This window comes from Gemmatimonadota bacterium, assembly GCA_009841265.1.
Classification (GTDB): Bacteria; JAAXHH01; JAAXHH01; order JAAXHH01; family JAAXHH01; genus JAAXHH01.
The window spans coordinates 1205248-1219074 of sequence record VXMB01000009.1 but is presented as its reverse complement, the minus strand read 5'-3'; the positions used below and the strand labels follow the sequence as shown (position 1 = coordinate 1219074).

The window sequence follows — 13827 nt, the reverse complement described above, 5'->3', positions numbered from 1 at the left end:
AAGTGGACTCTGCTATTTTTCGGCACAACATAACCACCCTGTTACCAGGAGATCGCATAAACATGAAGACAACCCGCGCCATACCGGCCCTTTGCATATGCATGCTGGCGTTCCTGTCTTTCCCGGTCGAATCGGCCGCACAGGACCAGGAAGACGAAAGCCGCCGGGGATTCTATTTCGGCATGCAGGCCGGCGTATCCGTGCCTGGAGAATACGAATCCACGAGAACAAACACCAGGAGCGTTCCCACCAACTGCGATCAGTGGCTTCCCGGAGAGATCCTGAACGACGGAACCCCGGTTCCCCTTCCGCTGTCCGAGTGTTCGCCGCGCCTGTTTCCCGGGAGTCCCAACGGATTCGAACTGGGAGAGGGTATCCTGGCCGGTGTCCAGGCCGGGTATGTCCTGAAGGCCCTGCGTATCGAGGTCGAGTATTTTCGCAGAGGCCAGAGCGGGGCTTTCCTGCCGCTGGTCATTCCAGGCGACGCGAAACAGGCCGAGTTCGTGGAACGCAGCGAGAAGATCAGCGATTTCCGGACGGACAACCTCTTCGCGAATCTCTATTACGACTTCCGTGGCATGCTCTCACCCTACGCAACGCCTTACCTTGGCGTAGGCGCCGGGTTGGCGCAACAGAAACTGTTCTACTCGGCAGTTTCCGTCCGAACCAACGACCGGGACAGAATGCGTCAACTGGGACGCAACAGCCATGCCGCCGGGCTGGCATCGCTCGCCGATGCGAAGCTCTTTGACAGAATTTTCAGTTTCCAGTTACTTGCCGGCGTAGACTACGCGGTGGACAAACGGTTCTCGGCCGGCATGAAATTACGGTACGGCAGCGTCGGCGAATTCCTGGATGGTGAAAACCCCTGGAGGTTGCTGCGAGGACACGAATCCACCGTGGGGCCGACTTCGGGAACCGGCTACGATATGCCCGTTCAGTACGAGATCAAGGGAAGCCCCACGCATTTCTGGGGGATATCGCTGGGGTTGCGATATCGAATCGGAGGATAGTGGCGAACGGACGCTGTGCCCGTCTGGATCGGACAGGTGTGTCGCTGGCCGGCGTTCGCTGTGACCGGCGTTAGCTTCGGTAAACTTGCTTAACCCGAAAAAAAACAGGCGCCGGAACAGTTTGCTCCGGCGCCCGTGTCGTTTCGTCTGGGATCGTTACCGCTTTACTGCTTTACGACGTTTGCGGCCTGGAATCCCTTGGGCCCTTCCGTGATATCGAACTCTACCGCATCACCTTCCGAAAGGGACTTGAAACCCTCTCCCTGGATCGCGGAGTAGTGTACGAAGACGTCATCGCCACCATCGTGTTCGATAAAACCGTAGCCCTTGTGGTCGTTGAACCACTTTACTTTACCGACTGCCAATATTGCTCACCACCTTTCAGGCATGTATAGATACATCTACAACGAAGTCCCTGTTCGACTTTCACCCGCATATAGAAAAACGGCAGGACCGTTAGTTCTGATCCGTGCCGCATCGTCTTTTGTATTATACGATCATGCAGGAGACAGAGACAAATCCTGATAAACAATAAACCGTTACTTCTGGAAAAGTCAACACTTTTTTATTGTCACACAGATTGTAGCGACGGATCGATCCCCCTCCAGCTCGTCTGCGCGCTTAGCCATCCCCCCGCCTTACCCGAGACTCCACCAGCAGCCAGGCATCGGGGTCGACCACGACTTCTCCGGGTGCTTCGTCCAGTTTGAAGCGAAATTCGTGCGACCGCTCACGAAGCTCGATCTGCCGGCGTTGCTGCCGGTCTCCCACCACGAAGGCGAGGGTTACGGGCAGCCTGTAGGGCTCCTGGGGCTGCGTCTGACGCAGGCGTACCGATACCTCGCCGCGCTGTTCGTCCCAGGACCAGGTCACCTCGACCACGGGATGGCCCGCACGGTAGATCCACTGGTCGAAGAACCACCCGAGGTCTTCGCCGAACCGGGTTTCCATGACGGACTGGAAATCCCGGGTCAGCACGGTCTGGTCACGGAACCTGGTGTAGAAATCTCGTATGCCCTCGAAGAAGACCTCGTCGCCCATCAGGCCCCTGAGCATGTGGAGCACCAGCCCGCCCTTGCTGTAGTTGTAGGCGTTCAGCAGGTCGAACAGGTCGGTGATGCCCGGATTGAAGATGGGCGCCGGCGCGCGGCGGTCCGCGTCGAAAACCCGGGACCGGCTTCGGGCCAGCATTTCGTGAAAACGCTCGTCGCCGTCGGCTTCTTCGAAGAACACGGCGCCGAAGTAGGTGGCGAACCCTTCGCTGAGCCACAGGTGGTGCCAGTCGGACTCGGTCACCGAGTCGCCGAACCACTGGTGGACGATCTCGTGGGCGACCACGGCTTCGTTCCGTTTGGTGCCCGTTATGCTATGTTCCGAGAAAAAGATGGCGCTGGCGTTCTCCATGCCGCCGAACCGGGTGGAAGACTGCACCAGCGCGAGTTTCGCATAGGGATAGGGTCCGATCAGGTCGGTGTAGAAGGCCAGCATTTCCGTGGAACGGTCAAAATCCGTCGTTCCCGCGTCCCGGTCGCCGGGAAACAGGTAGTACGAAACGGGGATCCCCCGCCAGGACCCCGGCCGGACGATGGAAAAGCGGGCCGCTCCGACCACCATGCAGTAGGTGGGGATAGGCACGTCGGTCTTCCAGTGCGTCCGCTTGCGTTCCGGCGAGACGGCCGTCGTTTCCAGCAACCGGCCGTTGGCCACGACGTCGTAGGCCGCGGGCGCGGTGACGATGTACTCGACCGTGGCCTTGTCATAGGGGTGGTCCACCCCGGGGAACCAGTGCCGTGCCCTGTTCGGCCAGTTGTCCGCGAAAACCGACCGGTCGCCGAACTTGTTCGGCTGAATGAACAGCCCGTCTACGGGTTCTCCGCCATACGAGACGATCACCGTGACCGTGTCGCCCTCCGCGTAGCTGTCCTCAATGGTTATATTCAACCGGTGGTCGCTGTGCGCAAAAGCCGCGTTTCTTCCGCCGACCGTAACCCGGTCCACGGTGAGCGGGCCCAGGTCGAGAGGCAGGACCTCCCGGCCGACGGCCAGCATCTCCGCCAGGATCGTGGTCTCACCCTGGATGGTTCGACCTGTTTCGCCGATCGCCAGTTGGATCCGGTAATGGAGGATATCCACGTCATCCATGCGGGGGTAGCCGTCGTTGGCCAGGGCCGCGCCGGTGGTCAGTCCCAGGCCAAGCAGCATAGCCTTCGGTGTGTGGCCGAAGACGAGCAGCGCAACCTTCGGAGTTCGGCCGAATACGAGCAGCGCCGCCGCGACGGTCCACTTGCTGATCCACTTCTTCACGTGGTGTTCCTCCTTGACACGTTCCTCGGTTCGTCCCATATATTCTCCGCACAAACCCACCCAAACCGACAGGATGGATGGTCATGGTCCGGCTGACCGACGACGACATCCGGTTTTTCGTACGCGAAGGCTACCTGGTCAAGCGCGGCGTCCTTGATCCCGATCTGATGGCCCGGGGCAGGGAACGCATGTGGTGCAACCTTCCGCCGCCCCTCAAGCGCGAAAATCCGGAAACCTGGATCGGCCCTTTCCCGGAGCCGGTGGACGACGGTTCGTCCCATCGCCATCAGTACATGTGGAAGTACCGCCAGCCGGGCGATGAGGAATGGATGGTACGCCTCCTCGCCACCGATCCTTCCGTGATGGGCATGGCGGAACAGATGCTCGGTGAGGGCAAGCTGGTCGTACCTGACCGGATCCGCGGTATTTACTGCGTCCTGCCCGAAGGCGATGCACCGCCCCGTCCCATGGGTTGCCACGTGGACGCCCATCCCTTTCACCTCGGCGTCGTGGGTTACATCGACGACGTGGATCCCGGAGGCGGCGGATTCACCGTCTGGCCGGGCAGCCACCGGATTTTCTACCGGGATTTCACCCGGCGCTACGTCTTCGACAAAACGCCCGAATACCTGGCCCACAAGGACGAGGTGAGCGGAATGCCCCCCATGGACTGTCACGGCAAGGCCGGCGACATCGTGTTCTGGCACCACCGTATGGGCCATTCCGTCGGCCACAACCGGACCGGCCGGATCCGCCAGGCGGTCCTTTACGACTACAAGCGGGCGGACCTGGACGAGAACGCGCCGCCTGGCGACGACATGTGGGCAGACTGGCCCGGCGTCCGTGCGTTACACCTCTCCTGATCCTCTACTCGAAATAACGGCCCACGATCGGCCTCAGCTTCTCCAGCGTGCCGGCGGGCACCGCGTCGCGGTCGGACACGATGGCGTTGGCCAGCGCGTTGTGACAGCGGCACGTGCTGTCCAGCGGAATGGCCGGCACGACGTGGCGGATGACCTGGCGCGCCTGTTCCACGTTCGCGTGCAGATTCTCGATAATCATGTCGACGGTGACGGAATCGTGTTCCTCGTGCCAGCAGTCGTAGTCGGTCGAGCACGCGATGGCGGCGTAGCAGATCTCTGCCTCCCGGGCGAGCTTGGCCTCCGGGGCCGCTGTCATCCCGATGACCGAAAATCCCCAGCCCCGGTAGACGTTCGACTCCGCTTTGGTCGAGAACTGCGGCCCTTCCATGCAGAGATAGGTGCCGCCGTCGTGCACGGTCAGGCCGGTCGATTCGGCGCCGTCGACAAGCAACCGTCGCAGCGGTCCGCAGAACGGTTCGCCGAGGCCCACGTGCACCACGAGCCCGCCGCCGAAGAAGCTCGTCGCGCGGTGCCGGGTATGGTCGTATAACTGGTCCGGTATGACGAAGTCCCGTGGCCGGATGTCCTCCTGGAGGCTGCCCACGGCGCTTACCGAGAGAATCCACCGGACCCCCAGTGTCTTCAGCGCGAAGATGTTCGCCCGCACGTTTATCTCGGACGGACTCAGGCGATGGCCCCGGCCATGGCGGGCCAGGAAGGCCACGCGCCGGCCCTCGAGTGTGCCGATCACGATGGCGTCGCTGGGGTCGCCGAAAGGGGTGTCGGGCCGGACCTCCTCGAGATCCGTAAGCCCCTCCATCCCGTAGAACCCCGTGCCCCCGATGACCGCGATCTGTGCTTCCGGCATACTGCAACGCTCCGGCTGGTTTGAGAAGTCGATTTTAGTCCTTGGAATGCGCGTGAAATCGTACCGGAATAGACATATAACGAGCCCGCCTTTTTATATCAATAAATAAAAACGATTAGTCCTTGACAACGCACCCCGGCGGTTTATCTTGATCGGCGAGTTCAAGGATAGATGTACCAGGAAGCCGCGTTTCGTCGACCGATCTGTTCTGTACATCACTGAAATTCGGTTCAATGTCATACCTTCCCCTGATCCTGCTCGTAGTCTTCGTACTGATCGTCGCGGCCGTAATCGTTACCCTTTCCTCTTTCATCGGCAAAAAAAAGACCAGCGCATCCAAGCTCGCCTCGTACGAATGCGGCGTTCCGCTGAAGGATTCCGCACGGAAGAACTTTTCCGTCAAGTTCTACCTGATCGCCATTCTTTTCATCCTTTTCGACGTGGAGATCATTTACCTCTACCCATGGGCCGTCGTTTATGGCGATCTTCAGTTATACGGCGCCGCAGCCATGGGGGTGTTCTTCCTCCTGCTCGTCATCGGATTCCTGTACGAATGGAAACGGGGTGCCCTGGAATGGGATTAGAAGACCAGTTGCAGGAAAACGTCATGACCACCAAGGTCGACGAGATGGTGGGCTGGGCCCGGAAGAACTCGCTCTGGCCGATGCCCTTCGGCACCGCGTGCTGCGCCATCGAGCTCATGGCGACCCTGGCGTCCCGCTTCGACCTGGCCCGGTTCGGTGCCGAAGCCATCCGGTTTTCACCACGGCAGTCCGACCTGCTGATCGTTTCGGGGCGGGTATCCATCAAGATGATGCCCGTACTGAAGAAGATCTACGACCAGATGCCGGAGCCCAAGTGGGTCATCTCCATGGGGGCCTGCGCCTCCTCCGGCGGCGTATTCAATACCTACACCCTGGTGCAGGGCGTGGACCAGTACATTCCGGTGGACGTGTATATCCCCGGCTGTCCGCCCAGACCCGAAAACGTGATCCAGGCGTTGATGAAGATCCAGGAGAAAGTAGCCCAGGCTAAAGCGAACTGATGAACAGAAAAACCATCGCAGAGCTTCTGCTCGACATTAAAGCCGTCACCATCAACGTCGAAGCACCCTACCATTACAGTTCCGGTATCATCTCCCCGATATATTGCGATAACAGGCTGATCATATCCTGCCTGGAAGAGCGCAAGGTGATCGTCGATACGTTTCTCGAGATCATCGATACCCTCGACACTGCCCCGGACGTCATCGCGGGCACGGCGACAGCCGCCATTCCCTTCGCCGCATGGGTTTCCAGCCGGCTGGACCTGCCGATGGTCTACGCACGGTCGGGCCAGAAGGGATATGGCAAGGAACACCGGGTCGAAGGCACCCTGACAGCCGGGCAGAAAGTGCTGTTCACCGAGGACCTGGTCACCACGGGGGGAGGCGTCCTGAAGGCCGTCGAAGACGTGATCAAGTTCGACGTGGACGTAATCGGCGTGGTCACCATATTCGAATACGGCCTGCCCGCCGCCACCGAGGGATTCGGGAAAGCCGACCTGCCGAAATGGAGCATGGCGGACTTCGTGACCGTGCTGGACGTCATGAGCGAGCGGGGCGAGCTTTCGGACGACGACAGGGAGATCGCCATGGACTGGCAGTCGGACCCGCGCGCCTGGGGCGGCAAGATGGGGTTCGAATAAATGGGGTCAGCAATGGAAAACCAGGAGGAACGCGAAACCGAAAGCGTTGGCCGGCCTGAATCTGAGCCGGGCGCCGTGACGAAGCGCATCCGGGCCCGGTTCGGCGACGCGTCTGTTGGCACCGGCAACGCGGTGGGTTGCGAGAGCGTCATCGCGGAGCGGGATGCGCTCCTTCCGTTCATGACCTTCCTTAGAGACGATCCGGAACTGTCCTTCGACTATCTCGTCGACGTGACCGCCGTGGACCGCCTGCGGCTGGACGAGGAAATCCGGTTCGCCGTGGTGTACCAGCTTTATTCCTACAAACACAACCGCCGTTTCAGCGTCAGTGTGCCCGTTTCGGAAGCGGACTCCCGGATCAGTTCGGTGGTGTCCGTCTGGCCGGGCGCGAACTGGCTGGAGCGGGAAGTGTACGACATGTACGGGATCGTCTTCGAAGGCCATCCCGACCTGCGCCGGATCCTGATGCCCGATGACTTCGGTTCCTTCCCCTTGAGAAAGGACTATCCCCTGCACGGCAAGGGGGAACGGGACAATTTCGTTTTCTAGTAATTCCTATTAACGCAGGTCATGCCGGACTGCCTGGCCCGCCTGGTCCGCCCGGCCCGCCTGAACTGCCTGGACCGGATAACCCGATCCACTGGAAGCACGCACCGTGAATACCACACCGATCGACAAGCTCGCAGAGTCGGACCTCGAGGAAATCCGCAACGAACGGGTGTCTTTCGAGCGTACGCCGGACATGCCGACCGAGCACATGATCCTCAATTTCGGTCCCCAGCACCCGGCGACCCACGGGACGCTGCACATGGTGCTGGAACTGGACGGAGAAAAGGTCGCGGGCGCCACGCCTCATCTCGGCTACCTGCACACCGGTTTCGAAAAACTGGGCGAGTACCGGAGTTACAACCAGTTCGTCACGCTGACCGACCGGATGAACTACCTGTCGCCCCTGTGTAACAACATCGGCTATACCCACGCGGTCGAGAAGCTGATGGACATCGAGATCACGCCGCGGTGCCGGAATATCCGGGTCGCTCTGGCCGAACTCTCCCGCCTCGCCGACCACCTGCTGTGCGTAGGCACGGCCGCCCTCGATATCGGGGCCTTTACCGCCTTCCTGTACGGGTTCCGGGCCCGGGAAGTCCTGTACGACCTGTTCGAGGCGGTTTGCGGCACGCGGCTGACCACCAGTTACACGCGCGTGGGGGGGCTCCTGCGCGACGTGCCGGAGAACTTCGCGGAAATGGCCCGGGAGTCCGTGGAAGAGACCCTGCGGGCCACCTCTGAAATCGACCGGCTCCTGACCCACAACCGCATCTGGCGCGACCGCACAGAGGGCGTCGGCGTCCTCTCGGCGGAAGACGCCGTGGCCTGGGGTGCCACGGGGCCGGTGCTCAGGGCTTCCGGCGTAGACTGGGACATTCGGAAGAACGAACCCTATCTCGGCTACGAAGCCTACGATTTCGACATCCCCATCGGCCGAAACGGGGACGTGTACGACCGCTACCTCGTGCGGATGGAGGAGATCAGGCAGAGCGCGAAGATCGTTCGACAGGCCGTGGAGGACCTGCCTTCCGGGCCCGTGAACGCCGACGAGGAGCATGCGGTGCTGCCCGAGAAATCGGAAGTGTACGAATCCATGGAGTCGCTGATCTATCATTTCAAGATGACCATGGAAGGACACGGACCGACGCCGCCAGTGGGCGAGGTGTACGCCGCCACCGAGGCGCCGAACGGAGAACTCGGGTTTTTCATCGTCAGCGACGGCAGCCGGGAACCTTACCGGATCCGCGTGCGTCCACCGTCTTTCGTGAACTTTTCCTTGTTCCCCATGTTGATCAGGGGGCATATGCTATCGGACGTGGTGGCGATTCTGGGCAGCCTGAACGTCATCGCCGGAGAACTGGACCGCTAGATTGGCGACACCGCTCGAATTCACGGACGCGGCGCGGGAGCGCGCGGCAAAGATCCTTGACCGCTATCCCGCGGAATACAGGAAATCGGCCGTCGTGCCGCTCCTCCATCTCGCGCAGGAAGAATGGGGGTACGTCTCGCCCGAGGCCATGGCCTGCGTGGCCGGTCTGATCGGCTGCTCGCCCGTCAAGGTCGCGGAGATCGCGACGTTCTACCCCATGTTCAACAAGGAACCCGTGGGCGAGCACGTGCTGGCGGTATGCCATACGCTGCCCTGTGCGCTGACCGGCTGCGGGAGCGTTTTCGATCACCTCTCGGAAAAACTCGGCATCGGGCTGGGCGAGACCACGGAGGACGGCCGGTTCACGCTGAGGAAATCGGAATGCCTCGCGGCTTGCGACCGGGGCCCCGTGCTCCTGGTCAACCGGCGCCTGCACACCCACGTTTCCCCCGAGAAGGTCGACGAAATCCTCGCGGAACTCGATAAAGGTTAAGGCAATGGCCGCACCGATCGAAATCCTGACGGCACCCCTCCCGGCGGAAACCGATCCCGGCGACATCGACGCTTACCTGGCCGGCGGCGGTTACGGCGCGGTACGGAAGGCGCTGAAGTCCATGAGCCAGGCCGAACTGATCGAGGAGATCAACGCCTCGGGGATAAAGGGCCGTGGCGGGGCCGGGTTCTCGACGGGCATGAAGTGGAACCTGTGCGCCGACCGGTTTCCCCGGTATCTGTGCGCCAACGCGGACGAAAGCGAACCCGGCAGCTTCAAGGACCGGCTCCTGCTGGAGTCGAAGCCCCACCAGATTATCGAAGGCATGATCATCACCAGCTACGCCCTGGGGATCAACCTGGGCTACATCTATATCCGGGGCGAGTTCTTCCAGATCATCGACCAGATGGAAGCCGCGCTGGCGGACGCCCGGAAACACGGCTTCCTCGGTTCCGATATCCTGGACACGGGCTACGACCTCGAGTTGTACGTCCATCCGGGCGCGGGGGCCTACATCTGCGGAGAAGAGACGGGCCTGATCGAGTCCCTCGAGGGCAACCGGCCCTACCCCCGGCTGAAGCCGCCCTATTTCCCCGCCGCCATCGGGCTCTGGGGCCAGCCCACGATCGTCAACAACGTGGAGACCATGGCCCAGATCACGACCATCGTAGACATCGGCGCGGAGGCCTACAAGCAAATCGGTTCGGAGGAGGATACGACCGGCCCCCGGCTGTTCGGCCTGTGCGGCCACGTGAACAAACCCGGTATCTACGAGTACGATTCCGATGTCACGCTGCGGGAGCTGATCTACGACGCAGCGGGCGGCATCCGGGACGGCAACCGGCTGAAGGGTGTCATTCCGGGCGGCATCTCGGCGCCGATCCTGACGCCGGAAGAGATCGACACGCCCATGGGCTTCGGTGCCCTGGGCAAGCTGGGGTCCATGGGCGGTACCGGCGGGATCATTGTGATGGACGAGACCACCAGCATGGTGGATGCCCTGCTCAACGCGTCCTCCTTCGCCGCCCACGAGTCCTGCGGCCAGTGCACGCCCTGCCGCGAGGGGGTGCCCTGGATGAACGACATCCTGCGGCGTATCCGCAACGGCCAGGGCAGGGAAGAGGACCTGGACCTGCTGCTCGACATCTGCAAGCAGATCCACGGCCACACCGTCTGCGTCTTCGGCCAGGCGCCGGGCGTCTGGCCCGTGCGCACCATTCTCGTCAAGTACTGGCCCGAGTTCAGGGCCTGCATCGAACGGAAGGAACTGGTCGTCCTGCCCCTGGAGGAATCCTATCTGCGGCCCGATCAGTATGAGCACATTCCCCCCGTACCCGGCAATTTCCGGCTGAAGACCGAAGAAGCCGATGCCGCCGGATGAGCAGACCATGGCAACCATTACCATAGATGAAAAGCAATACACCGTGGAGGAAGGCCGCAATCTGATCGACGCGGCGGCGGATCTGGGCATCGACATCCCCCATTTCTGCTATCATCCCGGCCTGGCGCCGGACGGCAACTGCCGGATGTGCCTGACCGAAATGGAGATCCGGCCCGGGCAGTTCGGCATTGTCACCTCGTGCACGATACGGATCAAGGATGGGATGAACTTCCGGTTCAATTCCCCGGCGGTGCTGGACAACCGGAAGGGGATCATGGAGTTCCTGCTCATCAACCACCCCCTTGACTGTCCCTGGTGCGACCAGGCCGGGGAGTGCAAGCTGCAGGACCATTCCTTCGACCACGGCCGGGGCCACAGCCGGTTCGTCGAGACCAAGCGCGTCCCGCCGAAGAAGGACCTCGGGCCGCACATCACGCTGTACACGACGCGCTGCATCCTGTGCCAGCGCTGCACGCGCTTCTGCGACGAGATCACCGGAACTTCGGAACTCGGCGTCGTCCAGATGGGCAGCAAGTCCGAGATCGCGACCTTCGAAGACGTTCCCCTGGACAACAAGATGTCGGCGAACGTGGCGGACATCTGTCCCGTGGGCGCCCTGGTCACCAAGGACTTCCTCTACAAACCCCGCATCTGGCATTACGACAAGGTGGATACCCTCTGCCCGGGATGCGCCACGGGATGCAACACCACGCTGGAAGTCATGCACCAGAAGATCTACCGGACCAAACCTCGTCACAACGAGGAGGTAAACGGGTACTGGATGTGCGACGAAGGGCGGTTCTGCTACCACGGCTGGCAGGACGCGGACCGGCTGACGGCGCCGCTGATGCGGGTGGACGGTGAACTCGCGCAGGCCACGTGGCCCGATGCCATGGACGCGGCCGTCAGCGGTATCCGGGCCGTCCTGGACGGTGAAGGGGATTCCGCCATGGGGGTGGTCGGATCGTCCATGGCGACCAACGAGGAGAACTACCTGCTGCGCAAACTGGGCGCGGAGGCCTTCGGATCGCCTCGGACCGGCCTCGCCCGCAAGCCCGACGGAGAAGCGTGGACGTCGAAAAGCGGATTCCACATCGACGCGGACAAGTCCCCCAATACCCGGGGCGCCCGCGACATGCTCGGCGCCGGTTCGCTGGATGATATCCTGCGGGGAATCGGTGACGGCTCGATCCGGGGGCTCTACATACTGGGCGGCGACATCGGCCGTACCCTTACTCCTGAAGAGACCGACGCCTTCCGCAAGCTCGAATTCCTGGTGGTGCACGACGTGCATCGTTCCGACCTCGCCGAACTGGCCGACGTGGTCTTCCCCGGGGCGATTCCCTTCGAGAAGAACGGGACCATGACCAATGCGCAGGGCCGCGTGCAGCGGCTGGGTCCCGCCTTTCCTCCACCCGGCGGTGCCCGGGAGGACGGCGCGATTCTCCGGTACGTGGGACAGCGCATGGGCGTCGACCTGGGCGGGACGGACCCCGCCGGCGTCCTGGAGGAAATCGCCGGAAACGTGGATGGATACGCGGGACTCACCTATGACCTGATCGGCGATCAGGGCGCCATGACGGGCGGCGAAGGGCCGTCCGAGGCCGCGGGAGGTTAGTGGATTGGTCGTGGATCCCATGATCCTGGAAGGCGCGATCGCCCTGGTCAAAATCGGCATCCTGCTGGGGGTGGTGTTCACCACCGTCGCCTACCTCACCTTCATGGAACGCCGGGTAAGCGCCCTGATCCAGGACCGGCTCGGTCCCAACCGCGTCGGTCCCATGGGCCTGCTGCAGCCGCTGGCCGACGGCATCAAGTTCATGTGGAAGGAAGAGTTCATCCCGGCAAGCGCCGACCGGAAGCTCTTCGCCATCGCGCCGGCCCTGATCCTCGTGCCGGCCCTGCTGATCTTCGCCGTGATCCCCGTGGGCGGCGAAGTGACCATCCCCGCCTTCACCCTCTTCGGACTGCAGATACAGGAGACGACGACGACGCTGCAGATCATCGATCTGAACGTCGGCATCCTGTACATCCTGGGCATGACCTCCATCGCGGTATACGGAATCGCCCTGGGCGGATGGAGCGCCAACAACAAGTTCACCCTGCTGGGCGGGATCCGGTCGTCGGCGCAGATGATCAGCTACGAACTGTCGCTGGGCTTGTCCATCGTCGGCATCCTCATGCTTACGGGGTCGCTCCAGATGAGCAAGATCGTCGCAGCCCAGGACGGGTTCCTCGACTGGTTCATCTTCCGCCAGCCGCTTGCCTTCGTCATCTTCGTCATCGCGGCCTTCGCCGAAAACAACCGCCTGCCTTTCGACCTGGTGGAGTGCGAGCAGGAACTCGTCGGCGGCTACCATACGGAATACAGCAGCATGCGATTTTCCATGTTCATGATTTCGGAGTACGCCAGCATGATCGCGGCCTCCGCCCTGATGGCGACCCTCTTCTTCGGCGGGTGGCACATGCCCTTCGAGGACCAGGTCGGCCCGGGACTGGTAACCCTGTATCAGGTGGCCGGGTTCCTGCTCAAGACGGGATTCTTCCTCTTCCTCTATATCTGGGTGAGGTGGTCGCTGCCCCGTTTCCGGTACGACCAGCTGATGGCGATCGGATGGAAGGTGCTGCTGCCGCTGGCCCTGTTGAACGTCGTTGTCACCGGAATCTGGATGCTGGTCTGAAACGGGAGTGTGATCCATGGCAATCATCGTTGAAGCGCGCAAGATGACCCTGGCGGAGCGGCTGTACCTTCCCGCGGTGATCAAGGGCATGCTCCTGACCCTCGCGCACCTCTTCAAAAAGAAGGTCACCATGCAGTACCCGGAGGTGCAGAAGATCCTGCCGCCCGGATACCGCGGCGCCCACCGGCTCAACAAGGACGAGCAGGACCGGATCAAGTGCGTGGCCTGCGAGATGTGCGCCGTGGCCTGTCCCGCCGACTGCATCACTATCGAGGGCGTGGAAACGGAATGGAACGACCGGGAGAAGATCCCCCGCACGTTCCAGATCGACATGCTCCGGTGTATTTTTTGCGGCATGTGCGTGGAGGCCTGTCCCGAAGACGCCATCGACATGACGGACGACATCGAACTCGTGGCCACGTCGCGGGAAGAGATGATCTGGGACCGGGAGCGTCTGCTGAAGAACTACGATGAAACCAAAGACCAGGAGGGCACGCTGGGCCAGGTCCTTCGAAAGAGCCGGGAGGCCTTCACGCGCCCCCGGGGAGATCAGCTTCCCGACCCGGGTAGCCCGGGTAGTCATTGAGCGGCCGGGAGAACCGGACGGACGGACCCGACGA

Annotated in this window: 15 protein-coding genes; 12 read left to right on the top strand and 3 right to left on the bottom strand. The window is 62.0% G+C overall.

All coding sequences use genetic code 11. The features are described from left to right. Positions 1–62: 62 nt before the first annotated feature. Complete coding sequence (locus F4X08_10180) at positions 63–1013, top strand: hypothetical protein (protein ID MYD26168.1); 951 nt, start codon at positions 63–65, stop codon at positions 1011–1013. A gap of 164 nt (positions 1014–1177) precedes the next feature. On the opposite strand, the gene F4X08_10175 is transcribed toward F4X08_10180, so the two are convergent. After that, positions 1178–1378 (bottom strand): cold shock domain-containing protein, encoded by a 201-nt coding sequence (locus F4X08_10175; protein MYD26167.1) that lies wholly within the window; start codon positions 1376–1378, stop codon positions 1178–1180. A 256-nt stretch (positions 1379–1634) separates the two neighbouring features. After that, positions 1635–3356: a M1 family peptidase gene (locus tag F4X08_10170; GenBank protein ID MYD26166.1), complete on the bottom strand. Its 1722-nt coding sequence runs from the start codon at positions 3354–3356 to the stop codon at positions 1635–1637. 38 nt (positions 3357–3394) lie between these two features. On the opposite strand from F4X08_10170, the gene F4X08_10165 reads away from it, so the two are divergent. Then, positions 3395–4180, top strand: a complete 786-nt coding sequence (locus tag F4X08_10165) for a phytanoyl-CoA dioxygenase family protein (protein ID MYD26165.1) — start codon at positions 3395–3397, stop codon at positions 4178–4180. Positions 4181–4184: 4 nt separating this feature from the next. Here the strand turns inward: F4X08_10165 and mtnP are convergent, their stop codons facing one another. Next, positions 4185–5048, bottom strand: coding sequence for an S-methyl-5'-thioadenosine phosphorylase (gene mtnP, locus F4X08_10160; protein ID MYD26164.1), 864 nt, complete (start codon positions 5046–5048; stop codon positions 4185–4187). A 233-nt stretch (positions 5049–5281) separates the two neighbouring features. Between mtnP and F4X08_10155 the strand changes: the two genes are divergently transcribed. The 10 genes from F4X08_10155 to F4X08_10110 all read left to right on the top strand — a co-directional run bounded on the left by F4X08_10155 (position 5282) and on the right by F4X08_10110 (position 13793). Beyond that, on the top strand, positions 5282–5632 hold the full coding sequence (locus tag F4X08_10155; GenBank protein ID MYD26163.1) for an NADH-quinone oxidoreductase subunit A: 351 nt from the start codon (positions 5282–5284) through the stop codon (positions 5630–5632). Next, entirely contained in the window at positions 5623–6093 is a 471-nt protein-coding gene (locus tag F4X08_10150; GenBank protein MYD26162.1) for an NADH-quinone oxidoreductase subunit B, read from the top strand. Before F4X08_10155 ends, F4X08_10150 begins: the two co-directional genes overlap by 10 nt. Next, positions 6093–6734 (top strand): orotate phosphoribosyltransferase, encoded by a 642-nt coding sequence (gene pyrE / locus F4X08_10145; protein MYD26161.1) that lies wholly within the window; start codon positions 6093–6095, stop codon positions 6732–6734. The genes F4X08_10150 and pyrE overlap by 1 nt, the downstream gene beginning before the upstream one ends. Beyond that, positions 6735–7283: an NADH-quinone oxidoreductase subunit C gene (locus F4X08_10140; protein MYD26160.1), complete on the top strand. Its 549-nt coding sequence runs from the start codon at positions 6735–6737 to the stop codon at positions 7281–7283. A gap of 193 nt (positions 7284–7476) precedes the next feature. Then, the gene (gene nuoD / locus F4X08_10135) at positions 7477–8652 is read left to right on the top strand and encodes an NADH dehydrogenase (quinone) subunit D (GenBank protein ID MYD26159.1); all 1176 of its coding nucleotides are present in this window, start codon (positions 7477–7479) and stop codon (positions 8650–8652) included. A gap of 1 nt (position 8653) precedes the next feature. Next, positions 8654–9145, top strand: a complete 492-nt coding sequence (locus F4X08_10130) for an NAD(P)H-dependent oxidoreductase subunit E (GenBank protein MYD26158.1) — start codon at positions 8654–8656, stop codon at positions 9143–9145. Positions 9146–9149: 4 nt separating this feature from the next. Further along, entirely contained in the window at positions 9150–10526 is a 1377-nt protein-coding gene (gene nuoF / locus F4X08_10125; GenBank protein MYD26157.1) for an NADH-quinone oxidoreductase subunit NuoF, read from the top strand. Beyond that, positions 10513–12144: a molybdopterin-dependent oxidoreductase gene (locus tag F4X08_10120; GenBank protein MYD26156.1), complete on the top strand. Its 1632-nt coding sequence runs from the start codon at positions 10513–10515 to the stop codon at positions 12142–12144. The genes nuoF and F4X08_10120 overlap by 14 nt, the downstream gene beginning before the upstream one ends. Positions 12145–12154: 10 nt before the next feature. Beyond that, positions 12155–13207, top strand: a complete 1053-nt coding sequence (nuoH, locus tag F4X08_10115; GenBank protein ID MYD26155.1) for an NADH-quinone oxidoreductase subunit NuoH — start codon at positions 12155–12157, stop codon at positions 13205–13207. A gap of 16 nt (positions 13208–13223) precedes the next feature. Beyond that, entirely contained in the window at positions 13224–13793 is a 570-nt protein-coding gene (locus F4X08_10110; GenBank protein ID MYD26154.1) for an NADH-quinone oxidoreductase subunit I, read from the top strand. Positions 13794–13827 lie beyond the last annotated feature (34 nt).